This is a genomic window from Terriglobia bacterium (assembly GCA_020073205.1).
In the GTDB taxonomy this organism is placed as follows: Bacteria; Acidobacteriota; Polarisedimenticolia; order Polarisedimenticolales; family JAIQFR01; genus JAIQFR01.
In genome coordinates this window covers 1-26,427 of the sequence record JAIQFR010000027.1, presented here as the reverse complement: position 1 = coordinate 26,427, position 26,427 = coordinate 1, and the positions used below count along the sequence as shown (strand labels likewise).

At 70.7% G+C, this 26,427-nt stretch carries 25 protein-coding genes; 12 read left to right on the top strand and 13 right to left on the bottom strand.

Features of this window, described 5'->3' with window-relative positions:
* Positions 1 to 48 precede the first annotated feature (48 nt).
* A complete protein-coding gene (locus LAO51_07820) occupies positions 49 to 1,635 on the bottom strand; it encodes an NAD(P)H-hydrate dehydratase (GenBank protein MBZ5638650.1) in 1,587 nt (528 codons plus the stop codon).
* 867 nt (positions 1,636 to 2,502) lie between these two features.
* Between LAO51_07820 and rlmD the strand changes: the two genes are divergently transcribed.
* Positions 2,503 to 3,825 carry a 23S rRNA (uracil(1939)-C(5))-methyltransferase RlmD gene (gene rlmD, locus LAO51_07815; protein MBZ5638649.1) on the top strand — a complete coding sequence of 441 codons (1,323 nt, stop codon included), beginning with the start codon at positions 2,503 to 2,505 and terminating at the stop codon, positions 3,823 to 3,825.
* A 1-nt stretch (position 3,826) separates the two neighbouring features.
* Here the strand turns inward: rlmD and holB are convergent, their stop codons facing one another.
* From holB to fusA, 7 genes are read right to left on the bottom strand one after another with little or no spacing between them, the layout of a single operon-like run.
* Positions 3,827 to 4,903 (bottom strand): DNA polymerase III subunit delta', encoded by a 1,077-nt coding sequence (gene holB, locus LAO51_07810; protein ID MBZ5638648.1) that lies wholly within the window; start codon positions 4,901 to 4,903, stop codon positions 3,827 to 3,829.
* Complete coding sequence (tmk, locus tag LAO51_07805; protein MBZ5638647.1) at positions 4,900 to 5,562, bottom strand: dTMP kinase; 663 nt, start codon at positions 5,560 to 5,562, stop codon at positions 4,900 to 4,902. Before tmk ends, holB begins: the two co-directional genes overlap by 4 nt.
* Entirely contained in the window at positions 5,559 to 6,500 is a 942-nt protein-coding gene (locus LAO51_07800; GenBank protein ID MBZ5638646.1) for a bifunctional riboflavin kinase/FAD synthetase, read from the bottom strand. Before LAO51_07800 ends, tmk begins: the two co-directional genes overlap by 4 nt.
* Positions 6,497 to 7,000, bottom strand: coding sequence for a phosphatidylglycerophosphatase A (locus LAO51_07795; GenBank protein MBZ5638645.1), 504 nt, complete (start codon positions 6,998 to 7,000; stop codon positions 6,497 to 6,499). Before LAO51_07795 ends, LAO51_07800 begins: the two co-directional genes overlap by 4 nt.
* Positions 6,990 to 8,360 (bottom strand): 30S ribosomal protein S12 methylthiotransferase RimO, encoded by a 1,371-nt coding sequence (gene rimO / locus LAO51_07790; GenBank protein MBZ5638644.1) that lies wholly within the window; start codon positions 8,358 to 8,360, stop codon positions 6,990 to 6,992. The genes LAO51_07795 and rimO overlap by 11 nt, the downstream gene beginning before the upstream one ends.
* Positions 8,357 to 9,685 carry an asparagine--tRNA ligase gene (gene asnS, locus LAO51_07785; GenBank protein ID MBZ5638643.1) on the bottom strand — a complete coding sequence of 443 codons (1,329 nt, stop codon included), beginning with the start codon at positions 9,683 to 9,685 and terminating at the stop codon, positions 8,357 to 8,359. Before asnS ends, rimO begins: the two co-directional genes overlap by 4 nt.
* 7 nt (positions 9,686 to 9,692) lie before the next feature.
* The gene (gene fusA / locus LAO51_07780) at positions 9,693 to 11,792 is read right to left on the bottom strand and encodes an elongation factor G (protein MBZ5638642.1); all 2,100 of its coding nucleotides are present in this window, start codon (positions 11,790 to 11,792) and stop codon (positions 9,693 to 9,695) included.
* 180 nt (positions 11,793 to 11,972) lie between these two features.
* Between fusA and LAO51_07775 the strand changes: the two genes are divergently transcribed.
* The 8 genes from LAO51_07775 to LAO51_07740 all read left to right on the top strand — a co-directional run bounded on the left by LAO51_07775 (position 11,973) and on the right by LAO51_07740 (position 19,919).
* Entirely contained in the window at positions 11,973 to 13,166 is a 1,194-nt protein-coding gene (locus LAO51_07775) for a pyridoxal phosphate-dependent aminotransferase (protein MBZ5638641.1), read from the top strand.
* A 136-nt stretch (positions 13,167 to 13,302) separates the two neighbouring features.
* Entirely contained in the window at positions 13,303 to 14,013 is a 711-nt protein-coding gene (locus LAO51_07770; protein MBZ5638640.1) for a zinc-ribbon domain-containing protein, read from the top strand.
* A 167-nt stretch (positions 14,014 to 14,180) separates the two neighbouring features.
* Positions 14,181 to 15,134 (top strand): M48 family metallopeptidase, encoded by a 954-nt coding sequence (locus LAO51_07765; protein ID MBZ5638639.1) that lies wholly within the window; start codon positions 14,181 to 14,183, stop codon positions 15,132 to 15,134.
* Positions 15,135 to 15,190: 56 nt separating this feature from the next.
* Positions 15,191 to 16,081 (top strand): TIGR02757 family protein, encoded by an 891-nt coding sequence (locus LAO51_07760; protein ID MBZ5638638.1) that lies wholly within the window; start codon positions 15,191 to 15,193, stop codon positions 16,079 to 16,081.
* 10 nt (positions 16,082 to 16,091) lie between these two features.
* Positions 16,092 to 17,012, top strand: a complete 921-nt coding sequence (locus LAO51_07755) for a deoxyribonuclease IV (protein ID MBZ5638637.1) — start codon at positions 16,092 to 16,094, stop codon at positions 17,010 to 17,012.
* On the top strand, positions 17,009 to 18,067 hold the full coding sequence (gene queA / locus LAO51_07750; protein ID MBZ5638636.1) for a tRNA preQ1(34) S-adenosylmethionine ribosyltransferase-isomerase QueA: 1,059 nt from the start codon (positions 17,009 to 17,011) through the stop codon (positions 18,065 to 18,067). Before LAO51_07755 ends, queA begins: the two co-directional genes overlap by 4 nt.
* Positions 18,064 to 19,182, top strand: a complete 1,119-nt coding sequence (gene tgt, locus LAO51_07745) for a tRNA guanosine(34) transglycosylase Tgt (protein MBZ5638635.1) — start codon at positions 18,064 to 18,066, stop codon at positions 19,180 to 19,182. Before queA ends, tgt begins: the two co-directional genes overlap by 4 nt.
* Positions 19,179 to 19,919: a hypothetical protein gene (locus LAO51_07740; protein ID MBZ5638634.1), complete on the top strand. Its 741-nt coding sequence runs from the start codon at positions 19,179 to 19,181 to the stop codon at positions 19,917 to 19,919. Before tgt ends, LAO51_07740 begins: the two co-directional genes overlap by 4 nt.
* 15 nt (positions 19,920 to 19,934) lie before the next feature.
* Here LAO51_07740 and LAO51_07735 read toward each other — a convergent pair whose 3' ends face one another.
* Together LAO51_07735 and LAO51_07730 are read right to left on the bottom strand one after the other, a co-directional pair.
* A complete protein-coding gene (locus LAO51_07735; GenBank protein ID MBZ5638633.1) occupies positions 19,935 to 21,350 on the bottom strand; it encodes an amino acid permease in 1,416 nt (471 codons plus the stop codon).
* A gap of 28 nt (positions 21,351 to 21,378) precedes the next feature.
* Positions 21,379 to 22,191, bottom strand: coding sequence for an NYN domain-containing protein (locus tag LAO51_07730; protein MBZ5638632.1), 813 nt, complete (start codon positions 22,189 to 22,191; stop codon positions 21,379 to 21,381).
* 970 nt (positions 22,192 to 23,161) lie between these two features.
* On the opposite strand from LAO51_07730, the gene LAO51_07725 reads away from it, so the two are divergent.
* Entirely contained in the window at positions 23,162 to 23,572 is a 411-nt protein-coding gene (locus LAO51_07725) for a holo-ACP synthase (protein MBZ5638631.1), read from the top strand.
* Here LAO51_07725 and LAO51_07720 read toward each other — a convergent pair.
* Together LAO51_07720 and LAO51_07715 are read right to left on the bottom strand one after the other, a co-directional pair.
* On the bottom strand, positions 23,565 to 23,768 hold the full coding sequence (locus LAO51_07720; protein MBZ5638630.1) for a zinc ribbon domain-containing protein: 204 nt from the start codon (positions 23,766 to 23,768) through the stop codon (positions 23,565 to 23,567). The genes LAO51_07725 and LAO51_07720 overlap by 8 nt on opposite strands.
* Before the next feature lie 111 nt (positions 23,769 to 23,879).
* Positions 23,880 to 25,091 carry a DUF4388 domain-containing protein gene (locus LAO51_07715; protein ID MBZ5638629.1) on the bottom strand — a complete coding sequence of 404 codons (1,212 nt, stop codon included), beginning with the start codon at positions 25,089 to 25,091 and terminating at the stop codon, positions 23,880 to 23,882.
* A 98-nt stretch (positions 25,092 to 25,189) separates the two neighbouring features.
* On the opposite strand from LAO51_07715, the gene LAO51_07710 reads away from it, so the two are divergent.
* Entirely contained in the window at positions 25,190 to 25,714 is a 525-nt protein-coding gene (locus tag LAO51_07710) for a hypothetical protein (GenBank protein MBZ5638628.1), read from the top strand.
* Between the two features lie 51 nt (positions 25,715 to 25,765).
* Positions 25,766 to 25,924, top strand: a complete 159-nt coding sequence (locus LAO51_07705) for a DUF5989 family protein (protein ID MBZ5638627.1) — start codon at positions 25,766 to 25,768, stop codon at positions 25,922 to 25,924.
* A gap of 56 nt (positions 25,925 to 25,980) precedes the next feature.
* Here the strand turns inward: LAO51_07705 and LAO51_07700 are convergent.
* Positions 25,981 to 26,427: SAM-dependent chlorinase/fluorinase (locus LAO51_07700; protein MBZ5638626.1), on the bottom strand; the 447-nt coding region annotated here is incomplete at its 5' end.

The following is a 26,427-nucleotide window of genomic DNA, read 5'->3' as shown; positions in this document are numbered from 1 at the left end:
GCGAGGCGCTCTCGACGGACTTGACCGATGGCTTGGACCGCCTTGTCATCACCACGGCTGGCCTTCTTCCGGGCCGCCGAGCGCGAGGATCGCCTCAGGCAGCCGCTCCATTAGATCGGCCGCGATCATCCCCTCTTGACCTTTCGCGGCGGCGGCCCGGTCGCCGGCGTCGCCGTGGACGAACACCGCGATCCGGCACGCCTTCATGGGGTCGAGCCCACGGGCGAGGAGCGCGCCGATGACCCCGGTGAGGACGTCGCCGGAACCTGCGGTCGCCATCCCAGGATTTCCGCTCGCGTTGATCGAAGCCCGTCCCCGGGGAGCGGCGATCACGGTCCGGTGTCCCTTCAGGACGACCACCGCTCCTGCCGCTTCGGCGAGGCGTCGCGCCGCGCCGAGCCTGTCTTCCTGAACCGCGGCCGCGCTGCACTCGAGGAGGCGCGCCGCTTCGCCGGGATGGGGCGTCAGGACCCATGGCGTATCGGCGGAGCCCGCGCGGCGGAGGGCGTCCGGTCCCCCGGCTGCCAGGGCATTCAAGCCATCGGCGTCGATCACCGCCGGTCGCTTCCGCCCGGAGAGCACGGCCGTCACCAGGTCCCGGGTCGAGGGCTCCGTGCCGAGGCCGGGTCCGAGCGCCAGCGCGGTCCTGGACAGGAGGAGGTCGAGGACGCGCGCGGAAGCCGCCGCCGAGATCGCTCCCGACGCGGTCTCGTCCAGCGGCTCCGTCATCACCTCGGCCTGCTGCGCCGCGACGACGGGAAGCGCGGAGGCGGGGGTCGCGACCGTCACCAGCCCGACGCCCGTCCTCAGCGCGGCCCGGGCAACGAGCGCCGCAGCTCCCGCTTTTCCGCGGGAGCCGGCGACCGCGAGGAGATGGCCGTAGGTACCTTTGTGCGCGTTCGCCCGACGGACCGGCAGCGCGCCGCTGAGCGCGGCGGCGTCCAGCCACTCGAGGTCCGGATTCTCCTCGGCGACCGCGACGTCCGGGATGCCGATCGGGAGGACCTTCCACGCCCCCGAGAAGGCGGATGCCGGTTCGAGGACCAGCGCGATCTTCGGGCGGCAGAGGGTGTAGGTCCGCGCGGCGCTCACCGCCGGACCTTCGACCCGGCACGAGTCCGAATCGAGCCCCGACGGCAAATCGACGGAGACGACCGTGGCGCCGGATCGGTTCAGGTCGTCGATGACCCGGGCGGGAAGCCCCCTCGCGCCCCCGCGAACTCCCGTTCCCAGGAGGGCGTCGAGGACCACGGGCCCGCGCTCCCTCAGGACCCCCTTCTGCCGCTCCCAGTCCTCGAGGCCCACCGCCTCGAGAACCGTCAAGCCGCTGGCTCGCGCGGCTCTCAAGTTCGTCGCGGCGTCCCCCGAGAGCTCGTCCCCCGCGGCGAGCAGGATCACTTTCGGGACGAGACCGGCCCGCGCGAGGAATCGGGCGGCCACGAGCCCATCCCCTCCGTTGTTCCCCTTGCCGCAGAGCACCACGATGCCGCGCGCGCGAGCATCAGGGAAGTCGGCGAGCAAGGCTTCGGCGATCCCGCGACCCGCGGACTCCATCAGCAAGAGACCGGGGATCCCGAGGGACTCGATCGCCCTCCGGTCCACCCGGCGCATCTGCTCGCCCGTGAGGATCTCCATCTGCCGTTCCTGCCGCGCCGGAAAACGCGCGCCTCGACTCCCGGCCCGGAAGATAACGCCCGCCACCGAACACGGTCAAGCGCAGCGTGGCCCGCTCGGCTGACGTCGCGCCCGGCGACGCGGCCGAAGCATGGACAAAAAGAAGGGCGGTGGCCCGCGCCACCGCCCGAACGCGGCCACCGAGTTCTCCCCGTGAGGGGAGGTGGGCAACCCGGTACCGCTACGAACCGCCGTCCGCCGGGGCTAGCACCCCCCCGGATCCCCAGCGTCGGGCGGACACGACAAAGCTGCCCGAAAGTTGACCCTAGGAATTTACGGCGGTCCCGGCTGAAAGGGGGGAAAATATTCCGTGCGCGGCTGCCAAATACGAGGATGGTCCCCGGCGCATGAACTCGCGATGCGATTCGATGACGGTTGCGGGCGACGATCACGTCCGCGGGCGCGGATCCTCAGACGCTGCTCGCTCTCCCCGGACAATAGCTCCCAAGGCACGGGTCGAGACTCCAGCGGTGGGTTGGCATGAGCCCACGGCGAGGCCCGCTGGGCGGGACCGAGCCGTGAGCGAAAGGTGGGAGAAGCCGACGCAAAGCACCGGCTTCGGAAGCGTCGAGGTTGGGTTGCTGTCCTCCGGGGAGAGTGAGCAGCGTCCGAGGAAGCGAAACCTGCCTCGAATGCGGTACCGACCTCATTACGTTCCCACCTCTGAGATTTGCCATAGGCACCCGACCACAACCTGACCCTACCCCCATGCGGTGGCGCATGTCAAGGAAAAAATACAAGGGATTGGACGATCGGGGACCAGGAACCCATGATGTGGTGGTCCCGCCTCCGGGACATGAAACCCAGACGGTCAGGATCGAAGCGCTGGTGGCCGGGGGCCGAGGGATCGGCCGGGTCGTCGGTCGAGTCTGGCTGGTCGAAGGTGCCGTGCCCGGAGACCTGGTGGAAGCGGTTCCGGTCCGATCCCGGGATGCGCTGGTCGAGGCACGCGCCGTGCGCGTCCTGGAGCCGGCCGAATCCCGCCGCACGCCGCCATGCCCGATCCAGGGGGCGTGCGGCGGCTGCCCCTGGATGGTCCTCGGCGAGGCCGATCAGCGGTCTTGGAAGCGCCGCCTCGTGGTCGACGGCGTCGAGCGCGTCGGGCGACTCGTCGGGGTGGAGGTCGCCGAGACCCTTCCGTCGGACCGGGATCTGGGATACCGCAACAAGGTCGAAATGACCTTCGGCCGGGTCGGTCCGAGAAGGGTCCTGGGCTTCCATCCTCCCCGCACCGTGGATCGGATCGTCGACGTCCAGTCCTGCCTGCTGCAAGGGAGCGCGGGGGCGCGAGTTCTGACCTCGGCTCGCGGGTTCTTCCTGGAGGGGGCAGGGCGGCACGAGGCCGCCCTCGACCGCTCCTCCGAGCCGACGCGGCTCGTCATCCGGGAGTCGAAGGCGACCGGCGACGTCCTCGTCGCGCTCCGGGGCTCGCCTGGACCTTTCCCCTCGGCGATGCCGTTCGCGAGCCACCTCGCCTCGCGCCATCCCGAGGTGAAGGGGGTGGTCAGGCTCCTCGCCCGCCCCGGCAGGCGGGGCGGGACGAGTACCGTGTCGCTCCTGGGTGATCCCTGGATTGAGGAGACCCTGGGTGGAACGCGGTTCCGGCTACCCGCGGCGGCGTTCTTCCAGGTCAACCCGGGAGCCGCCGAATCGCTGGTAGGGCTCGTGCTCGACGCCACCGCGTCGTTCGCGTCGCCTCAGGTGCTCGACCTCTACGGGGGCGTTGGCGTCTTCGCGCTCGCACTGGCGCGGCGGGGCGCGCGCGGCACCGTGGTCGAGGCGGATCGCGAGGCGATCGAGTGCGGGCGGCGGGCAGCCACTGAAGAGCGTCTCGGTCCGATCGAGTTCGTCGCCTCCGACGTCGCCTCGTTCCTGCGATCGTCCCACCGAGGCGCGTCGCCACCCTTGGTCGTGATCGCGGACCCGCCGCGCACCGGGTTCGGGAGGGGAGTGGCCGAGGCGATCGCGGGCCTCGGACCGTCGAGGATCGTCCTGATCTCCTGCGACCCGCCCACGCTGGGGCGCGACCTGCGAGCCCTGGCCGACCGTGGCTACGTGACCCGGCGCGTCGTCCCCGTGGATCTGTTTCCCCAGACGGCGCACGTGGAAGCGGTGGCGATGGTGGATCGGGCGGGGTCGTCGTACGACTGACCTAATACGGCACCGGCGCCCCGGCGATGGCCGCAAGGAGGGCCTCGGCCACCAGCGTCTTGTTCAGGCTGAAGCGCAGGTCGTCGCGCACGCGGTCCGCGAATCGAATGATCTCCGCCGCGCGCTCCGGACCGATGTCGCGGCCCAGCGACGACAACCTCTCGTGGAGGTCGGCGTGGACGAGCGAGCCCGCCGGCAACTCGAGCGCCGCGCGCTCCGCGTCCCGAAGGAGCGCCTCGACGAGGTCCAGCCCTTCGATCAGCGACTCCTCGTCCCGGCCCGCGAGCTTCGACGCCAGGGCGGGGAGCTTCGCGAGGCCCCTCCCGCGGGCGGCCACGGTCTCGATCGCGGAGAGGATCTCCTCCCGCCGCGCCCGGCGCGCTTCGACGTCGAGGGCCGCGGCGATCCGCGGCCTTCCCTCGGAGAGCGCGGCCCGGGCGAGGGCCTCGGCGTGGGGGACGCCGCGCGACTCCAGGGCGGCGGCGAGGGCGTCGGTGGGCATCGCGGCGAAGCGGACCACGAAGCATCGCGACCTCACCGTCGGAAGGAGCACCTGCGGCCGCGACGTGACGAGCACGAGCAACGAGCTTCCCGGCGGCTCCTCGAGGGTCTTGAGCAGCGCGTTCTGCGCGCTCAGGTTCATCCGGTCCGCGGGGTCGATGGCGAAGACGCGGCGCCTCCCCTCGCGAGGCGCGTACGACGCGTGGTCCGCGAGATCGCGGATCTGCTCGATGGTGATGTCCCGCTTGAGGTCGGAGCGTAGGTCTTCGGTGTCGTCGGCGCCGGCCTCCCCGGGCTCCTCGCCCCGGGACGCCGCCTCCTTCTTCGGGAGGCGCGTGAACCACAGGAAGTCGGGATGGTTGCCCTGGGCGAGCTTGACGCAGGGCGGACAGGTCCCGCACGCGTCGGGCCCGCCCTCGCGGCACTGGAGCGCCGCCGCCAGGGCGCGGGCCGCGAGCGCCTTGCCCACGCCGGCGGGCCCCTGGAACAGCAGGGCGTGGGGAAGGCGTCCGGACGCGAAGACCCGGCGGAGCAAGTCGATCGCCGCGCGCTGTCCGAGGATCTCGCGAAAGCTCACGGCACGGGATCCCGCAGAGAGGGGAGGAGGTCCGAGAGCGCCGCCCGGACCCGCTCCTCGACGGCGTCCTCGGGTCCGACCGCGTCGACGAGGCGGATCCGCCCTGGCTCCTCCGAGGCGAGCGCGAGATAACCTCGGCGGACGGCCCGGTGGAACGCAACCTCCTCGCTCTCGAACCGCCCCTCCGCAAGGTCGGTCCCATCCGCCTCGTTGCGGGACCGCGCTCGGCCGAGGCCCGAGACCGGGTCGAGGTCGAGGAGGACCGTTCGGTCGGGACGGAGGTTAAGAGGGCTCTCCCGGTGGAGCGCGAGCACCGCCTCCCGGCCGAGCCCGCGCCCGTATCCCTGATAGGCGATCGTCGCGTCGAGGAACCGGTCAGAGAGCACGACGGCTCCTCGGCGCAGGGCGGGCGCGATCACCTCGGCCACGTGCTGAGCGCGGTCGGCGACGTAGAGGAGGAGCTCGACTCGGGGCCCGATCGGCGCCCCGTCCCGCTCGAGCAGCACGCCGCGAAGCCGCCGGCCGAGCGCGGTCCCGCCCGGCTCGCGCGTCGCGACGACGTCCCTCCCGGCGCCCGCGAGCCGCCGCGCGATCCTCGCGAGCTGCGTGCTCTTGCCCGAGCCTTCGACCCCTTCGAACGTGATGAAGAGGCCGCTCATGGCCAGGCGGTGTCGCGGCCCTGGAAGTACGCCACCGCGGCGGCGCGATCCCTCGCGATCTGGTCCGCCAGCTCGTCGCCGCCCGAGAAGCGCTTCTCGTCCCTCAGGCGGGCGAGGAAGCGGACCTCCATCCGCTCGCCCAGGAGGTCCTCGTCGAAGTCGATGAGGTGCGTCTCCACCACCAGCGTCTCGCCGCCGAACGTCGGGCGCACGCCCACGTTGGTCACCGACGGGTTCCTGGACGACAGGACCGACGACTCGGTGACGTACACGCCGCGGTGGGGGACCATCTCGTTCTCGACGTCGAGGTTCGCCGTGGGGAAATCGAGCATCCGGCCGCGCCCGTCCCCGGCCACCACCTCGCCGGCGAGCGCGAACGGACGGCCCAGCATCCGCGCGGCGCGCTCCACGTCCCCGTCCTCGACGATGCGACGGACCGCGGAGGAGGAGACGATCTCGCCGCTCACCGCGACCTGCGGCACGCCGACCACCTCGAACCCCATCTCGGAGCCGATGCGGCAGAGGAGGTCCACGTCCCCGGCGCGGTCGTGCCCGAACCGGAAGCTCGCGCCCACGTGAATCGCCGCCGGGGTCACGCGGCCCCTCAGAAACGTCCGGAAGAACTCCTCTCCGGTCATCGCGGCGAAGGTCGCGTCGAACCTCAGGATCAGCACGCCGCCGATCCCGCACCCGTCCAGCGAGTCGAGCTTCTGCCGGCGCGTCTGGAGGAGCCGCGGCCGGCGGGAAGGGGCCACGATCGCAAGGGGGTGGGGGTCGAACGTCACCACGAGCGAAGGGAGCCCGCGCCGCCTCGCCGCGGCGACCACGCTCTCGAGGATCGCGCGGTGGCCGAGGTGCACGCCGTCGTAGTTCCCGATGGTCGCCACGACGGGCGCGGCGTCGCGGGGGAAGGCGTCCATGCCGTTCCAGACGGTCATGCGGTCCCCATCGCCCGCGGGGCGAAATGGATTGCCGCCTGGAGCACGAGATTGGCGTAGATCGCGGCGGCGAGGTCGTCCGCCATGATGCCCGCGCCTCCCGGGAGCCGCTCCAGGGCGCCCGCGGGGAACGGCTTGAGGATATCGAAAACTCGGAAGAAGAAGAAGCCGGCGACCAGCACCTGCCAGGTCGGCGGGACGAAGGCCAGCGAGAGCATCTGCCCGGCGATCTCGTCCACCACCACCGGGGAGGGGTCGGGATGCCGGAAATGGCGGGCGGCGCCGTCCGCGGCCCAGGTTCCCACCGCGGTGACGACGACGATCGCCGCAACGACCGCCCAGGGCCCGCCCGCGACGCTTAGCCCCCACGCGAGCGCGACCCCCGGGAGCGATCCCCAGGTCCCGGGGAAAAGCGGCGCCCGACCGATGCCGAAGGCCGTCGCGATCCGGACGCGAAGCGTGGAGACCCGACCCTCGCGTTCGCTCGCGTCAGGGAGCATCGACGATCCTGGCGACGAGATCGTACCCCGCGGTATCGGAGATCTCCGCGGTCGCGAACGTCCCCGCGGGCGCCGCCCCGTCGTTCACCAGGACCTGGCCGTCGACGTCCAGCGCCTGGCCGCGGGTCCGCCCCACGAGGAGATGCTCCGTCTCGGGGTGGACCCCTTCGACGAGCAGCTCGACCCGCGAGCCGATCCTCCCCTCGTTGCGGCGGAACGCGATCCCCTGCTGCAACACCATCAGCCGCTCGCGACGCTCCTCTTTCGCCTCGGGAGGGACGTCGTCATCGAGCGCGAACGCCCGGGTCCCGTCCTCGTGCGAGTACGTGAACGCCCCGAGATGGTCGAATCGCGCTTCGGCGACGAAGGCGAGCAGCGCCCCGAACTCCTCCTCGGTCTCGCCGGGAAAGCCGACGATGAGGGTGGTTCTCAGAGCGGCGCCGGGCATGGCGGCGCGAAATCGTTCGACGAGCGCCAGGTGTCCTTCGGCGCTGCCGCCGCGGCGCATTCGGCGGAGCATCGCGGGATGCGCGTGCTGCAGCGGGAGGTCGACGTACTCGACGACCTTCTCGAGCCGGGCCATGGCGTCGACGAGCAGCGGCGTCACGCTGTTCGGATAGAGATAGTGCAGGCGAATCCAACGGAGCTCCCCAACCGCGTCGAGCCTCTCGAGCAGCCGGGGGAGGCCGTCCCTCTGACCGAGGTCGCGGCCGTAGTCGCTGGTGTCCTGCGAGATCAGGCCGATCTCGCGAACGCCGGAGCGGGCGAGCGCCTCCGCCTCGAGGACGATGTCGTCGATCGGGCGCGAACGGAACGCGCCGCGGAACGAGGGAATGGCGCAGAACGAGCACGTGTGGTCGCATCCCTCGGCGATCTTCACGAACGCGGTCCAGGGCGGCGTGGCCAGACGGCGCGGCGTGGCGTGATCGTAGAGGTAGGCGGAGGGCACAGCGACGGCCGGGGCGCCGAGGGCCTCTCGCCTCCCGCTCGCCACGGCCCGGACCACCTGGTCGAGCTCGTCGAGCCCGATCCAGTCGTCCACCTCGGGAAGGCTCTCCCGCATCTCCCTCGGGTAGCGCTGGACGAGGCAGCCCGCGACGACGAGGCGCTTCAGGCGTCCCGTGACCTTGTGCTCCGCCGCCTCGAGGATCGCCCGGATCGACTCCTCGCGGGCGGCTTCGATGAACCCGCAGGTGTTGACCACGAGGACCTCCGCCTCGGCGGGGTCCTGCACGAACGAGGCGCCCGCTCGCTCGAGGTGTCCGAGCATGACCTCGGTGTCCACCAGGTTCTTGGCGCAGCCGAGGCTCACGATCCCGACGAGGACCGGGGCCCCTCCGGAGGACCGGGACGCCTTCACGGATAGAGCCGGTGGATCTGGCGGGGGTAGGGGATCGCCTCGCGGAGGTGCGGGATCCCGCAGATCCAGCTGACGAACCGCTCGATCCCCATCCCGAAGCCGGAGTGCGGGACCGTCCCGTACTTGCGGATGTCGAGGTACCACTGGAACGCCTCGACCGGCAGGCCGTGCTCCCGTATCCGCGAGAGGAGTAGATCGTGGTCGTGGATGCGCTGGGAGCCGCCGATGATCTCGCCGTACCCCTCGGGGGCCAGCACGTCGACGCAGAGGGCCTTCGTCGGATCGGCGGCGTCCGGCTGCATGTAGAACGCCTTGATCGCGGTCGGCCAGTGGGTGACCATCACGGGGCGGTCGAACGCCTCGGTGACGATGGTCTCGTCGAGGGCCCCGAAATCGCTGCCGTGCGCGAAGGCCGGTGCGGACGCCTCCGCCATCCGCGCCCGCGCCTCGGGGCGCGCGAGAAGGGCCGACGCCTCGTCGTAGGTGATCCGGGGGAAGGGCGGGGCGACCCTCTTAAGCGGCGAGGTGTCCCGCTCGAGGAACAGGAGCTCCTCGCGGCACCGTTCGAGGGCGCGTCCCACGAGGTACGAGACGAACTCCTCGGCCAGCTCGAGGAGGCCGTCGAGGTCCATGAACGCCACCTCGGGCTCGATCATCCAGAACTCGGTCAGATGCCGGCGCGTCTTGGACTTTTCCGCGCGGAACGTGGGGCCGAAGCAGTAGACCCGCCCGAACGCCATGCAGGCCGGCTCGACGTAGAGCTGGCCGGACTGCGTGAGGTAGGCGCTCCGCCCGAAGTAGTCCGTCTCGAACAGCGTGGTGGTCCCCTCGCAGGCGGCGGGGGTCAGGATGGGGGAGTCGATCAGGACGAACCGCCGCTCGTAGAAGAAGTCCCGGCAGGCCTGGACCACCTCGCTCCGGACCTTGAGGACCGCCATGGGCGTTCGCGACCTCAGGTAGAGGTGGCGGTGGTCGAAGAGGAACTCGACGCCGTGCTCCTTGGGCTGGATCGGGTAGTCCGCGGCCTCGTGGATCGCCTCGAGCTCCTCGAGCCCCAGCTCGAATCCCCCCGGCGCCCGCTCGTCCCGGCGCACCGTTCCGGTCACGCGGATGGAGGACTCGAGAGGCAGGCGATCGCAACGCTCGAACAGCTCGGGCGGAACGTCCCGCGCGAACGCGACGCACTGGAGGAAACCGGTGCCATCGCGCAGGACCAGGAACTTGAGCTTCCCCGAGGATCGCTTGTGGTAGAGCCAGCCCTTAAGGATGACCCGCTCGCCGACGTGGGCCTCGAGTTCCTCGACGTAGACGAAATCCCGCACCACGGCCGTCTCACTTCTCCGCTTCTTCCTGCTTCGCCTTCGCCGCTTCGGCGATGATCTTCTCCTGGACGTGCGCGGGAGCCTCCTCGTAGTGGTCGAACTCCATGGCGTAGGTCCCCCGGTCCGACGTGATGGACTTCAGCGTGGAGGCGTACGTCAGGATCTCGGAGAGCGGGACCTGGGCGCGGATCACCTGGTCGTGGCCCTCGGCGTCCATCCCCTGCGGCTTCCCGCGCCGGGACGACAGGTCGCCCATGATGTCGCCCATGTACTCCTCGGGGGCCACGATCTCCACCGAGTAGATCGGCTCGAGGATGGTCGGCCGAGCCTCCTCCATCGCCGCCTTGAACGCGAGGGATCCCGCGATCTTGAACGCGATCTCGGAAGAGTCCACCGTGTGGTACGACCCGTCCGTCAAGGTCACCCGGAAGTCCACCACCTGGCAGCCGGCCAGCCAACCCCGCGACGCGGCGTCCACGACCCCCTTCTCGACCGCCGGCCGGAAGTTCTGCGGAATCGACCCGCCGAAGATCTTGTCCACGAACTCGAAGCCGGTACCCCGAGGGAGCGGCTCCATCTCGATCCAGCAGTCGCCGAACTGCCCGCGGCCCCCGGTCTGCTTCTTGTGCCGCCCCTGCACCGGCCCGACCTTCCTCTTGATGGTCTCGAGGTACGGGACCTTCGGCTGCTTCAGGAGCGCCTCGACGCCGAACTTCTTCTTCATCTTGGCGACGGCGACCTCGACGTGGACCTGCCCGCTCCCGGAGACGAGGGTCTCGTGGGTGCGCGGGTCCCGGCCCACCCTCAGGACCGGGTCCTCCTCCATGAGCCGCGCGAGGGCCGTGGAGATCTTCTCTTCGTCCCCCTTGGACTTCGGCTCGAGGGCGAACGAGATCGACGGAGCGGGGAACGCCACCGCCGGGTACTGGATGGGGTGTGCGGGATCGGCGAGCGTGTCGCCCGTGCGCGTCTCCTTGAGCTTCGCGACGACGCCGAGATCTCCCGCCCTGAGCTCGGGGACCGACACGAGCTGCTTCCCCTGGAGGATCGAGACCGCGCCGAGGCGCTCGGCGGCGCCCTCCTTGACGTTCACGACCGACGAGTCGCCCTTCAGGACCCCCGTTACCACGCGGAACAGTGAGAGCCGACCGGCGTACGGGTCGGCGATGGTCTTGAACACGAACGCGGAGACCGGCCCCGCGGAGGAGATGGGCCGCCGCACCTCCGAGCCGTCCGCAGGATTCGTCCCGACCGCGTCGCCTCGCTCCCCCGGCGCGGGAAGGAGGTCCACCGCGAGGTCGAGAAGGCACGACGCGCCGACGGCATGGAGCCCGCTCGCGCAGGTCACCGGGACAATCTTCCGCTCGAGGATCGCCTTGCGGAGCCCCGCGCGAAGTTGCTCGTCCCTCAGATCTCCCGTCTCGAAGAAGGTCTCCATGAGCGTGTCGTCGCTCTCCGCGACCATCTCCACCAGCTTCGATCTCAGCTCCTTCGCTCGCTCCACCATCGGGGGAGGCACGTCCCCGGAGGATCCCTTGCCCGAGTCGTCCTTCGGGAACGTCCAGGCCTTCATCGACACCAGGTCCACGACCCCCTCGAAGGCCAGCTCCTCGCCGATGGGGAACTGGATCGGTACCGCGGACCGGCCGAATCGCCCTTGGATGGACTCGAGGGTCCTCTCGAAAGAGGCGCGCTCGCGGTCGAGCTTGTTCACCACCATCACCACCGGCACGCCCGCCTCCTGGGCGAACTTGAACGTGCGCTCGGTGATCACCTGGACCCCCGCAACGCCCTCGACGAGGAGGAGCGCGGCGTCGGCGACGGACAGCGCGGACTTGGCGTCCGCCACGAACGCTGCGTACCCCGGCGTGTCGAGGAGGTTCACCTTCTTGTCGCGCCATTCGAGGTGCGCGAGGGCGGTCTGGAGCGAGATCTTCCTCTCGATCTCCTCGTCGTCGAAGTCCGTGACCGTCGTGCCGTCTTCGACGTGCCCGAACCGGCTCACGGCGCCCGCGACAAAGAGCATCCCCGACGCGAGGGTGGTCTTGCCCGAATCGCCGTGGCCGATCAACGCGATGTTGCGAAGGTCCGCGGTGTCGAAAACCTTCATCGATGCGCTCCTCTTGCACCTCGAGCGGACGGCCCGCACCCCGGAGCCCGCCCGGCGTTCGGGGAAGCCGGGAATATACCATAGAGCCCTAAAACCGCTCCATTTCGGCCCGTGGCGAGCGTCGCTCGCCGCAGGCCCATGCTATAGTGCGAGGCCACGCTCGCCGGCGGAGGTCCACCCATGCCCGTTTCGTCCAAGATCGCGCGGCAGATGGAGGAGTCTTCCTGGATCCGGAAGATGTTCGAGGAAGGGCTCCGTCTGCGGAAGCAGTTCGGCGCCGACAGCGTGTTCGACTTCACCCTCGGCAATCCGGACCTCGACCCGCCGGAGGCCTTCCAGCGCCGACTCCGGCACCTCGTCGAGCACCCAGCGAAACACATGCACGGCTACATGCCGAATGCGGGCTTTCCGGAGGCCCGAGAGGCGGTGGCGCGCTGGGTGTCGGAGGAGTCCGGCGTCGACGTCCCGGCCGACCACGTGATCCTCTGCGTCGGAGCGGGCGGCGGTCTCAACGTGGTGCTCAAGACGATCCTCGACGCCGGCGACGAGGTCGTGGTCTTCTCGCCGTACTTCGTCGAATACCTGTTCTACATCGACAACCACGGCGGGGTTCCGGTGGTCGCCGAAACGGGGGAGACGTTCGACTTCGACCTCGAGAGTCTCGACGCGAGGATCGGTCCCAGGACCCGGGCCGTCATCGTCAATTCGCCCAACAACCCCACCGGCGTGGTGTACGCGGAGGCGTCGCTGCGCCGGGTCGCGGATCTCCTCCGGGAGAAGTCGGCGCGCTTCGGGCAGCCGATCTATCTGATCAGCGACGACCCTTACAAGAAGATCCTGTTCGACGGCGCGGTGTACCCGCACGTCTTCCCGATCTACGAGCACTCGATCGTGGTCTACTCGCACAGCAAGGACCTCGGGCTCGCGGGGGAGCGGATCGGTCACATCGCGGTCCACCCCGGCGCGGACTCCGCGGAGAAGCTCCTGGCGGGCATGGTCTTCGCGATCCGGGTCCTCGGGTTCGTGAACGCCCCGGCCCTGATGCAGCTGGCGGTCAAGGACTGCCTCAGGGACGGCATCGACCCTCGCGTGTACGAGCGGCGGCGGAACGTCCTGTACGAAGCGCTGACGGGGATGGGCTTCGACATCGTCAAGCCGCGGGGGGCGTTCTACATGTTCCCCAAGAGCCCCGTGCCCGACGACCGGGAGTTCGTCGAGGAATGCGTCAAGCGGAACGTGCTGGTGGTGCCGGGGATCGGCTTCGGTCGGGCGGGGTACTTCCGGATCTCGCTCACCGTTCCGGACCGGACCATCGAGAACTCGCTCCTCGCCTGGCGCGAGATCGCCCGGACCTACGGCGGCGTCCGAGCCTGAGCCTCGCCTCGCGGCGCACGAGCGTCGTCTCCCTCGAGCTTTCGCCCCTCCCTCTCGACTTGACCCGCGATTGCGGCGAACCTAGCTTTTGCTTCCGGCGGCCCGGTCGATCCGGCGCCGGTGAGGGGGTCAGCGCGTGATCGTGATCTGCCCATCCTGCGGCACGCCCTACCGCCACGCCGCGGAGGAGCGACCGTCGACCCGAAGCGCGCGCTGCTCCCGATGCTCGTTCACGTTCCCTCTCCTGGGCGGCCGCACCTACCGGGTCGACGGCGGAACCCACGATGCGCAGGCCGTGCCGAACGCCGAGCGGCGCGAGGTCCCGGCCGTCGCGCCGACGCGACGGGCTCCGCAGCCGGTCGCGCGACCGGCCCATGATCTCGCCATCGGAATGGACGATCCGTCGCTCGAACCCAGCCTCGCGCGAACCGCGCTCCGAGCCGAGGCGGGAGAGCCGCGCCAGGCGATGACCTACTGGATCGTGGCGGACGAGCTCCCTCCCGCCGCCTCGGCGCCCGAGCGGGCCGGCGCTCGGCTGGCGGCCTCACCGGAGACGCCTTACGCTCTCGCGGAGGGACCGGGGGCCGGGCCGGATCCGGTGCGGCCCTCGGAACGAGCGACAGGACCGGCGATCGAGCCGGCGGCGGAGGCCGCCTCCAGGCGATCGCCGGGGCGCGAGTCGCGGGTCTCCCTCGCGCTCGCGGCGGGAGCGGGGATCGGAATGGTGTGCGGGACGGCGCTGGCCTCTCTCGCCGACGGACCCTTCTGGCCCGCCGCCGCGTGGGGCTGCGTTTGCGGAATCGCTCTCGCGGGAGGCCTCCTTCGATGGAACGACAGGAAGCCTTGACCGGCGGGCCGCCGACGAGCGGCGGTCGTTCCTCGGGGACGTGTCCGCGCTGCGGAGAGCCCCAGGGCCTGCTGCCGGCGGTCCCCACGGCGACGCTGGGAGGCCGTCCGGTGACGCGCTGTCCGAGGTGCGGGACACGGAGCGCGCCTGGCGCCGAAACTCGCGACATGGTCTTCACGTGCGAGTCGTGCGGGCTCCCGTTCGTCGCTCACGAGATCCTTCCCCACGCGGGACAGCGCTGCCCGGACTGCCGGGCCGGCTCGATCCCCGTCGAGCTCCCCGACGCGGCGATCGCCGCCGCGGCCGAATCCGAGATCCGCTCCGCGCTCTCGGGCCGCTGGAGGCTGGTCACGTCTCCGCCGCTCGTGTCCTACCTCGACAGGATCGCGCGCCAGGTCGCGCAGAAGATCGAGCGCGCGCCTCAGGGCGCGCGGGTCGTCCTGGTGGACGAGCCCGGCCTCAAGACCCTCGCGCTGCCCTCCGGCACGCTTCTCCTGAGCCTCGACACCATCGCCTTCCTCGAGGACGAGGCGGAGCTGGCATTCGTGATCGGCCACGAGTTGGCCCACGCCGCCTCGGAAGATGCGGCGGTCCAGCTGGTGCGCATGGGGTTCCGCGCGGTGTCGCGAGGCGGAGCCGCGCCCGACCCCGAAGCGTGGGCCGGAGCCGCCCTCGACCTCGTTCGCCTCGGGTACGGGCGGAGGCGCGAGAGGGACGCGGACCTCAGGGCCCTCGAGGCGGTGCTCTCGATCGGGTACGACCCCCGGTCGGTCGTGCGCTACCTCGGGCGTCTCCGATCTCAGGTCGAGCGAGGCCATCCGTCGGTTGCGGAGCTTGCGAGCGCGCATCCGCCGCCGGACGATCGCAGCCGGAGGATCGAGAAGGCGCTCTTCGGCCGGGTGCGCGACGAAGGGGTGCTGCGGGTGAACCGGGAGGTGTTCCGCCGCGCCGCGGGGCACGAAGTGCTGGCGGGGTCGATGCTCCAGGCGAGCTTCGGCGACGCGGGACCCCGCGCTCGTCCCGCCGCCCGGCGGCGCCGCCGCTGGCCTTGGATCGTTCTTGCCGCCGCGGCGCTGGCCGTCGCTGCGGCGCTCGGCATCCTCTGGCTCGGCGGGCGCTGATTCGCCTCGCCCCTCGCCGCGGCGCGGGATCCGCCCTCCGCTGTTACCATGGGCGCATGCAGCCCGGCCGTCGCATCGGCCTGAATCTGGACGCGATGCGCGCCAGCCTCGACGCGTTCGCGCGCAGGTACGAGCGGGGCTTCCTCGACAGTGATCCCCTCGGCATGGTGCGGCGCTACGACCGCGCGGACGATCGCGAGCTGGCGGGCCTCCTCGCGGCGAGTCTCGCGTACGGCCGCGTCGAGTCGATCCGGTCGAGTCTCGAGCGGCTTCTCCGCGTTCTCGGACCACGTCCGAGCCTCTTCCTCGAATCGTTCGATCCGACCAGGGATGGCCGGCACCTCGCAGACTTCCGCCACCGGTTCACCGGCGGCGGGGAGGTGGCGCGTCTGCTCGGATGGATCCGGCGCGCCCGGGAGTCGGACGGGTCGCTCGAGTCGTTCTTCGTGAGGCACGATCCTGATCCCGGCAGCGCGCACCTCGGGCCGGCGATGGACGCGTTCGCGGACGCCCTCTACGCTCTCGACCCGGCACCGAGCGGCGGGGAAGGCGCGGAGAAGGAGCGCGCGAGGGCACGCTGGCTCCTCCCGCGCCCGCGGGACGGGTCGGCCTGCAAGCGGCACTGCCTCTACCTGCGCTGGATGGTACGGCCCGAGGACGGGCTCGACTGCGGCGTCTGGAGGCGAGTCTCGCCGCGGAGGCTCGTGGTCCCTCTCGACGTCCACATGGAGCGGCTCGCGCGGGCGCTCGGGTGGACGCGGCGCCGCTCGTCGTCGTGGGGAGCCGCGGTGGAGGTCACCGAGGCGCTCAAGCGGCTCGACCCCGACGACCCCACGCGGTACGATTTTGCGCTGACCCGCTTGGGGATCCTCGGTTTGGTCCGCGCCCGGGGGGGGCGCGTCCTGGTGCGGGACGTGGCGGAGGCGCTCCGAGGAGCCCCGGAATAGGAGCGCGTCGATGGGCTCGGCTGCGGCGACGAAACCGGCACGCGAACGCGCCCCGAGGCTCGGCGCCCACATGTCCGTCGCGGGAGGGATGCCGCTCGCGGTGGAGCGGGCGGTTTCCGTCGGCGCCACCGCTCTCCAGGTGTTCGTCAAGTCGTCGAACCAGTGGGCGGCGAGGCCGTTCCTCGCGGGGGAGCCCCAGGCGTTTCGGGCCGCCGCCCGCGCGGCGGGGCTCGATCGCCACACGGTGGCGCACGCTTCGTACCTGGTGAACCTCGCGTCGCCCGACGACGTCCTCTGGCGGCGCTCGGTCGAGGGGTTCGGGGAGGAGATCGCGCGCTGCTCCACCCTCGGGATTCCGTTCCTCGTGGTTCACCCGGGGGCCCACGTGGGCACCGGGACGGCGGCGGGGGCGCGTCGCGTCGCGCGGGCTCTCGACGCGCTCTTCGGCACGCGCCCGATCAAGGGGATCCGCCCGGCGGCAGCGGCGAGAGGGTTCGAGGTCCTCCTCGAGATCACGGCCGGACAGGGGTCGACCCTCGGCGCGAGATTCGAGGAAATCGCTCTCATCCTCGATCGCGCGTCCTGCTCGAGCCGCCTCGGCGTCTGCTTCGACACCTGTCACGCGCTGGCGGCGGGGTACGAATTCCGCGATGCGCGGTCCTACCGGGAGACCTTCGACGCCTTCGACCGGTGCGTCGGCATTGCCCGGATCCGGGCCTTCCACCTCAACGACTCGAAGGGAGGTCTCGGGAGCCGCCTCGATCGCCACGAGCACATCGGGCGCGGACGGGTGGGGCTCGAGGCCTTCCGTCTGATCCTCGCCGACCGGCGCTTTCGAGGGCTACCGATGGTCCTCGAGACGCCGAAAGGGGAAGACCTCGCCGAGGACCGCGAGAACCTGGCCGTCCTCCGCGCGATGGTCGGGCGGTGAGGCTCTCGGAATTCGATTACGATCTCCCGGAGCGCCTGATCGCCCAGGAGCCGCTCCCGCGGCGCGACGCGTCTCGGCTCATGGCGGTGGACCGGCGGTCGGGGCAGGTCGCCCACCGGAGGTTTCTCGATCTCCCGCAGCTGCTCGACGCTGGGGATCTCCTCGTCCTCAACGACACCCGGGTCGTGCCCGCCCGCCTCCACGGCGCCAAGTCGACCGGCGGCAGGGTGACGGTGCTGCTGCTGGAGCCGGTCGGCGGAAGCGGTCCTTCGCCGGTCCACCGCTGCTTGATGGAGGCGTCGAAGCCGGCGCGGCCGGGGGGCATGATCGAATTCGGAGGCGGCCTCAAGGCGCGGGTCTTGGGGCGCTCCGGAGAAACGTACGAGATCGCGCTGGAGGCGCCGGGAGGCGACCCGGCCGCGGCGTTGATACGGCTCGGAGAGACCCCGCTCCCGCCTTACATAAGGCGAGGCGTCGCCGACCCGCGAAGCGCGGCGGACCGGGAGCGGTACCAGACCGTCTACGCGAAGCGCCCCGGTGCCGTGGCGGCGCCGACCGCCGGGCTGCATTTCACCACGGAGCTCCTCGAGACGATCGCCGCGCGGGGAGTGAGGATCGCCCGCCTCACGCTCCACGTCGGGCCGGGGACGTTCCTCCCCGTGCGCGCCGAGGAGGTGGACGAGCACGTGATGCACGCCGAGGCGTACGATCTCCCCGTCGCGACGGCGGAAGCGGTCGCCGAGACTCGGCGCGCCGGCGGCCGCGTGATCGCGGTGGGGACCACGGTGGTGAGGACGCTCGAGGCGGCAGCGGGACCGGACGGGGCCGTGCGGCCCGGCGGGGGGCGCTGCGATCTCTTCATCCGCCCGGGGCACCGTTTCCTAGCGGTGGACGCGATGGTGACCAACTTCCACCTGCCGCGCTCGACGCTACTGATGCTGGTCTCCGCGTTCGCCGGCCGCGAGCGGGTGCTCGGGGCGTACGCCGAGGCCGTCCGCGAGGACTACCGCTTCTACTCCTACGGGGACGCGATGTACCTCGGCGACGTTCCTTGAGCGGCTTCTCGTTTGCGCTCGAACGGACGGACGGGGCGGCGCGCCTCGGGCGGATGTCAACTCTTCATGGAGACGTCGCGACACCGGCCTTCATGCCGGTAGGGACCCAAGGCGCGGTCAAGGCGGTCACAGCCGAGGAGCTGAGGGAGTGCGGGGCCGAGATCGTCCTCTGCAACACCTACCACCTCTACCTGAGGCCCGGGCACGAGCTCGTCGCGGAGCTGGGCGGGTTGCACCGGTTCATGCACTGGGACGGGCCGATCCTCACGGACTCCGGCGGGTTCCAGGTCTTCTCGCTCTCGAAGCTCCGGCGGATCGACGACGAGGGCGTGAGGTTCCGGTCGCACCTCGACGGCTCGCTCCATCTCCTGACCCCGGAGAAGAGCATGGAGATCCAGGCCGCCCTAGGGTCGGACGTCGCGATGGTCCTCGACGAGTGCCCGGCGCTCCCCGCGGAGCGGGAGGCGGTGGAGCGGGCGGTCGTGCGCACGTCCCTCTGGGCGGAGCGCTCGCTCGGCGCCTATCGAGGCCCCGGCGTCCCGTTCGGGATCGTCCAGGGGGGGCCGTACCGCGACCTGCGGGAGCGGAGCGCCGCCGATCTCCTGCGACTCGACTTCGCGGGGTACGCCATCGGTGGCGTGAGCGTCGGCGAGCCGCCGGAGGCGATCGCGGAGGTCGCCCGGACGACCTCGGCCCTGCTCCCCCCGAACCGCCCGCGGTACCTGATGGGGGTCGGTCGCCCCCTCGACCTCGTCGAGGCGGTGGCCGCCGGATGCGACCTCTTCGACTGCGTGATGCCCACGCGCAACGCCCGGAACGGCACGCTGTTCACCTCGGAGGGCCGGATCAACATCAAGCGGGAGGCGTACCGGAGCGACGGCGGCCCCCTCGACGCGAAGTGCTCCTGCGAGGCTTGCCGCCATTACAGCCGCGCCTACCTGCGCCACCTCTATCTCTCCAACGAGATCCTCGCGTCCCGCCTCCACACGATCCACAACCTCGCCTACTATCTCGGACTGATGGCGCGGGCGCGCCAGGCGATCGCCGCGGGGACGTTCGGCACGCTGAGGCGGGAGGTCGCGGCGCTCTCCGGCGGCACGGAGGACGGGGGTTGAGCGGGACGGGGGACGATCTGGTCTTCGTCGGCGACGTCCACCTGGGCGCGGGGGACCTGGCCGTCGTGGAGTTCTGCCGCTTCGTCGAGGCGATCGCTCCCACGACCTCGCGCCTCGTGCTCGCGGGCGACCTGTTCGAGGTGTGGATCGGCCGGCCCGAGATGGAGGGTCCCCATCACCGGACCGTCGCCCTCGCCCTGGCGGCGCTCCGCCGTCGCGGGGTGTCGGTGGCCTACCTCGAGGGGAACCGGGACTACGGAGTCGCGGCGCTCCACGTCGGGGCCGCCTTCGACGACGCCTCCGCCGACGGCCTCGTCGAGCGACGCGGCGGATCGAGCTTCTTCGCCGTCCACGGCGACCTGGTGAACGAGGACGACCGCGCGTACCGCGCCTGGCGCCGCGTTTCGCGCTCGCGCCCGCTGTGGGCCCTGTTCAACGCGCTGCCCGCCGGCGCGCGGCGCCGCCTTGCCGAGACTCTGAGAGAGCGGCTGGCCCGCACGAATGTCGCCTACCGCCGCCGGTTCCCGGAGGACGCGGTGCGGCGCTTCGCCGCCGCCCGATTCCGCGAGGGACACGATGCGGTGGTGCTCGGCCACTTCCACGTGGAGAAGGACCTCGAAGCCGAGCCGCCGTCTCCGCCCGGCAGGATCCTCGTCCTGCCCGAGTGGAAGGGGAGCCGGCGCCACCTCCGTGTCGGCGCCGACGGCGGGACGGCGTTCGTCGATTCTCCCGCCTGACGCGCGACGTCGCGGCTACGGCGCTTCCCGGGGTCCGTTCGGACCCAGGGCGCTGCGGCGGTAGCCGTAGAAAGCGTAGACCAGCATCCCGACCGCGAACCACCCGACGAACCGGATCCAGGTCGCCAGCGGGAGCATCGCCATCAGGCCGAGGCACATAAGTGCGCCCACGACGGTCGTGACCGGGAAGAAGGGGACGCGGAACGGCCGGGAGAGGTCGGGGCGCGTGACCCGCAGCACCGTCACCCCGGCGCACACGATGATGAAGGCGAAGAGCGTGCCGATGGAGCACAGCTCCGCCGAGACGTCGATCGGGGTCAGCGCGGCCGCGATCGCGACGATCGTCCCGGTCAGAGCCGTGGTCACGTAGGGCGTCTTGAAACGGGGGTGAACGCGAGCGAGCCCCTGCGGAAGCAGGCCGTCCCGCGACATCGCGAAGAGGATCCTGGGCTGGCCCATGAGCAGGACCAGGAGGACGCTGGTGATGCCGGCGATGGCGCCGATGCTGATCACGATGGACACCCAGGGCATCTGCAGCCGGTTGACGACCAAGGCCACGGGGTCCGCGACGCCGAGCTCCTTGTAGGGGACGATTCCGGTCATGATCGCGGCCACGGTCATGTAGAGGACCGTCGCGACGACGAGGGAGCCCATGATGCCGATCGGCATGTCGCGTTGGGGATTCACGGCCTCCTCTGCGGTGGTGGAGACCGCGTCGAAGCCGACGTAGGCGAGGAAGACGATGCCCGCCGCGCGAACGATCCCGGCGAACCCGAACGGCGCGAACGGCCGCCAGTGGGAGGGATCGACGTGTCCCGCGGTCACGACGATGAACAGCAGGATGACCGCGACCTTCACGATCACGATGGTGAGATTGACCCTGGAGCTCTCCTTGATCCCTCGCACGAGGAGCCAGGACAGGAACGCGACGATCGCGACGGCCGGGAGGTTGAACACGCCCGGGACCTTGTCCCACGGCGACGCGCAGAGGGCGTGCGGGAGCTTGATCCCCGAGACCTCCAGGAGGTTGACGAGATACGCGGACCAGCCCGTGGCGACGAGGACGGCTCCGACCATGTACTCGAGAATGAGGTCCCAGCCGATGATCCAGCCGAAGATCTCGCCCAGGGTGGCGTAGCCGTAAGTGTAGGCCGAGCCGGAGATCGGGATCATCGCGGCCAGCTCGGCGTAGGAGAGCGCGGAGCAGGCGCAGGCCACCGCGGCGATGGCGAACGACAGCATGATCCCCGGTCCCGCGTTCCTCTCGGCCTGCACGCCGGGCAGCACGAAGATCCCGACCCCGATGATGCAGCCGATGCCGATGGCGACGAGGTCCCACGCGCGCAGGGTCTTCCGAAGCGCGTGGCGCTCATCGCTGGCGTCCGCCATAAGCCGGGTCAGCGGCTTGGTCCGAAGGATCGACATGCTCATCGTGCCTCCGAGTCCGGGACGGGCGTCGTTATCGGGCGTGGCCCGCCGGCGCCGGCTCCTCTCGCGGCGCGGGCTCGGGGGCGAGGCTCGTCGGAAGCGGCTCCTCCGGCCCGGCGGCAGGGCGTGTCTCCGTGCCGGTCCGGATCATGTACTTCCGGTCGAGCGGCTGGAACCGGTCGGCGGCTTCGAGGAGCGACTTGGCGGTGTTGCGGGGGAAACCGATCACCTCGACTCGCGGCCCGATGCCCTTCACCCTGTTGACGAGGGACGTGAAGTCGCCGTCCCCGGACACGAGCACCACCACGTCGAGGCGGGAAGCCGCGTCGAGGATGTCGAGAGCCATCTCCATGTCCCAGTCGCCCTTCATGGAGCCGTCGGAGCGGATCTTCAGGGTCTTGCGGCGGACCTCGATCGCGCGCTGCTCGAGCATCGCGATGAAGCCGGATTGGTCGATCTCCTTCGTCTCCACGACGTAGGCGGTCGCCTGGATCAGCCGCCGGTCCCGCACGGCGGCCTGGATCAGCGCGTCGAAATCCAGCTTCCCCTTGAGCTGCCTCGCGGCGTAGTACATGTTCTGGACGTCGACGAACACGCCGACCCGCTCCGGGTCCCCCTTGCGCCGCGGCGCGGATTTCGGGGCCGGGGCCGCCGCCTGGGCGGCGACGCGGTAGGACCTCACCTCGCCCGTCAGACCGTCCAGGCGGCCGCCCTGCTCCTGGAGGTCCTTGCGTCGCTCCCGCCTCAGTCCTGCGATCTCCTTCTGGAGCTCCTCGATCCCGCTCGTCACCGGTCCGAGGGCCTCGGGGGAGAGCGTCGTGGCGGGCGGAGCCGCCTCCGACATCTTCTCGAGCCGGTGCGCGAGGCGGCGCTGCTCGGCCGCGATCTTGCGCACCGAGCCCGCGATCTCCGCGACGGCCGCCTCGAGCGGCGCCGGCGACGGTTGAGCGGTGGGGGAGTCGGTCGAGGCGCCGCGCGCGTCCTGCAGCTCGCGCCGGAGCTGCTCGTTGAGCATCCGCGCCTCCGCCAGCTCCCCCTTGCGCTGCATGAGGTCGCGTTTCAGCGCCTTCTCGGAGTCGCGTCCCTTGGCGATCTGTCCTTCCACGTAGGCGACCTTCTTCTGGAGCTCGGCGACCTTCTTCCTCAGGCGGGCGGCCTCTCGCGCCACGATCTCCGGGTCGCGCGCCACCGGCGGCGCCGAGGGGAGCGCCGCCTCCGCCCGGGCCTCCTCGCGCGCCAGCAGTCGCGAAAGGGCCGCGTCGCCGGCCGCGTCCGAGGAATCGGTCGCCAACAGGAACAACCGCAGTCCGACTTTTCGGCCGGCGGGACCGTCCTGGTCCTCCTTGAGCTCGCTCTCCCGCTCCGCCGGGGAGAGCGCACCCCACGCTCTCGCGGCCTCCGCGGTCTCCTTGCGAAGCGTGCGGAAGATCGTCTTGCGCGGGTTGTCCTCTCGACCCGCGCGCTCGGCCAGGTCCGCGAGGATCCGCGCCCGCTTCTGGGACTGGGTCCGCATTCCGGGATAGCGAAGCCCGCAGGCGTTGGCGAGACGGACCAGGTGCCCAGGGTCGAGGAGGTCGTCCAAGACGCGAACCAGCCCCTTCGCGCCGAGCCGGTCGAAGATCTCGCGCTCGGGGCGGCTCACGGGCGAATCTCGCGTGACGAACGGCCCATGTTCCTCGCTCGCAAGGGGCAACCGGGAGACAAGTCTTTTGTCAACAAATACTTCCCTGACGCTGGAAGCGCAGCGAAGCGCGCGTATTATACCATTCCGACGGCCCGACCCGACGATGGAGTTGGCTCGCGACGGGGGCGTGATGATCCTGGGGATCGGATTCGACCTATTGGAGGTCTCGAGACTTGTCCGGGCTCTCGGGGAACACGGCAGCCGATTCGAGGACCGGGTCTTCACGTCCAGGGAGCTTGCCGATTGCTCGACGCGGGCGGACAGGACTCAGGCTCTCGCGGCCAGGTTCGCGGCGAAGGAGGCCTGTCTCAAGGCCCTGGGGACAGGCTGGTCCCAAGGCCTTACTTTCCAGCAGGTTGAAGTAATCCGGACGGAGGACGGACGCCCCGTGCTCCAGCTCCTCGGGGCGGCCCGGGAACGGGCGGACCGCATGGGAGTGCGGCGTGCGCACGTCACCCTGACCCACCAGAGGGGAGTGGCCGGCGCGGTGGTCGTTCTGGAGGGGGAGCCCGACCGGGATCCCGTCAGCTCGCTCAGCTGAAACCTGACCGGCAGGACGACCGGGCCGGTCGGGCGTCACGATTCCAGCCCGTCGAAGCCGCGAAGACCGAGAGCTGCTTCTCGGGAGTCCCAGCGCCGCAGTCAGGGCACTCGAGGGCCGAGCCGCTGTCACCCATCGGACGGATGGCCTCGAACCGGCGACCGCATGCGCGACACTTGAACTCGTAAATCGGCACGCCAGCCTCCCGCAGGTCCCGTCTCCGGTCCTGGAGGCACCCATGCCCCCACCGAGACCGTCGAGACTCTTTAGAGATGCAAAGCGCGCCGGAAGAGATACCGGGGACGGATCACTTGGGGTCTCGCAGCTCGACGTATCCCTTCTCCCGCATCCGTTTCAGCGTTCTGAGCGCGTCCACCTCACGGATCGGGGTGATCTGGATGATCGACCGGACGTCCCACGTCCCGTTGAAGCGGCTCAACAGGAAGAACTCGACCGGCGACAACTCCTCGCCGGTCAGGGACTCCGCCGGGCAGCGGAGCAGCGGGACCTTGTTCGGGGGGACGTAATGCCGGTAGGCCTTGTCGACGAAGGCCGCCTCGGCCTCCGCGACCAGGCGGCGGAGCGACTCGTCGCTGGGGCGCGCACGGTAAAGCTCGTTCAGGATGTCCAGGGCGCCCTCGAATTCGCCCCGCGCCATCAGGGCCCGCGCCGCTTCCAACTCGGTCCCCGGCGACACCCGGGGCGGCCCGGCCTCGGGTACCGCGGATCGGGCCGTCTCGTTCTCGACCTCCGTGCGCTGCGCCACGGCCTGCGCGACGCAGTCGACCGGCGCTTCCTCGGGGCGCGAGGCCGCCCCCTGGGTGAAATCGGGGCTGACCTGCCGCACTTCCGCGATCTCGACCATGCCGTTCCGGAACAACTCGAACAGGAACTTGGTGACGAGGAATTCGGAGGCGTGCGCGTGGAGGAGGATCTCCGCGACCGTCCGGTCGCCGGTGATCAGCTCGTGGATGCCCTTCGCGGTCCGGTTCTTGAACACCTCCGCCGGCGGCTGACGGTCGGTCTTCCGCAGCACGATCCCCGGATCGTTGAACACCGTCCGGATTCGCTTCATCTCGTCGAAGCGTTTGAGCCCACGGAGCAGGATGTCCTCGATCTCCAGCTGGACCGGGAAGACGTGGGGGGATGGCTCGCCCCCCTCGTCGAAGCGGAACTCCGCCTCGTCCCAATCGAACAGGCTGTAGATCGTCTCCTCGGCCTTGGCCGCGAGGTGGCGCCTCAGGTCCTCGGTCGACAGGGCCTGCATGTCGAGCAGGATCTTTCCGAGGTGCTCCCGCGTCTCCGATTGGCGGGCGAGAGCCTGTCGGAGGACCTCCTCGGTGATCTTCCCCTGTCCGACCAGGTAGTGCCCGAGCAGCTCCGGCGGGTCCTCCGACGAGCAGGCGGCGACCCGCCCTTCCCGGAACACGATCTGCTTGACGACCTTGTTCCGCTCGATGAACAACGTGCCCGTCTTCCGGGTCGTGCCGAGCCACTGAAGCACGTCGGTCAACGGCATGCTATGGAGACTTCCGAACAGCGCCATCGATGGCTCCCCACGGGAAAATCTAGGCCCCCAAACGGACGCGGCAAGCCCCATATTCGAAAGGGAGGCACATGCTACACTCGGCAGAGCGCGGCGGGGTGGTCACCGGAGCGGGGGGGGGGGAAGCCATGGATCTCTACAAGGTCCCCAAGATCGAGACCCGGGTACGGATCCTGCTTGACGACGGGAGGACCCTCGACGGCAGCGTCTTCACGTCGGTGACCGGCCCCCACGGCGGACCGGAGACGATCCTCGACCGCTTGACCGACCCGACCGAGGAGTTCGTCCCCCTCGCCTGCGGCGAGGACCGACTTCTCCTCAACAAGACCGGGATCATCCTCGTGCAATGCCCTCCCGACGCGCTGGGGCCCGAGGCGGACGAAAAGGGGGCGAAGGAGGTCCCCGTGCGGATAAGCCTCGCCGGAGGGACGAGCCTGCTCGGCCGCCTCGCGATTCGAATGCCCCCCGAGCGCGCACGGGTGCTCGACTACCTGAACTCGGCGCCCCGGTTCGTGCCGCTGCTCGGCGAGCGACAGGTGACCCTCGTCCAGAAGCACTTCGTCGTGACCGTGCGGAACGCGGTGGAAGGGGAGTAGGACGGCCGCCCGGTCGCGGAGCGGCACGGGCGCCAGGAAACGAGGGGGAAGTTGTCCTACCTCGGCGTCGTACGGGAGATCTGGGAGTTTCTGACCCAGCGGAAGAAGTACTGGCTCTTGCCGCTGGTCCTTCTGCTGCTCCTGCTCGGGCTCCTCATCGTTCTCACGGCGGGAAGCGCGTTGGCGCCGTTCATCTACACGGTCTTCTGACCGGACGACGCGGGCGGTCCTGACCCGACCCGGAGGTTGCGGAGCCGGCCGCGGCCTCAGCGGATGGCGACCGCCACCTCCTTCCCCGGCGTCAGGCCGAGCTTCTCCGAGGCGCGGGCCTCCCGCACGGCGACCTCGAGGTGGCCCGCGGAGTTGAACAGGAGGAACGGCCGGCCCGGTGCGCCGTCGCCGTACGTGCGGAGCAGATCCATCACCGGCCCGCCGGGCGTCTCGACGACGATCCGCGGGGCCGGGGCCCCCGCGGAGAGAATCGGCTCGACGTCCCGCCGCGCGAGGTCGAGCGTCGCGTTTCCGAAACGGTCCACGACGAGCACCCGCACCCGGGCGACGGTACCCGGGCGGAACGCCGGGTGGAGGGTCTCGAGCCTCACGAGGTCGTCGGCGGGCGCGCCGAAATGGTGAAGCTCCGTGCCGCGCGCGATCCAGGCCGCCGCCGGGGCGAAGACATCCCGCCCCTCGAACGTCGGGGACGGGGAAGGCCT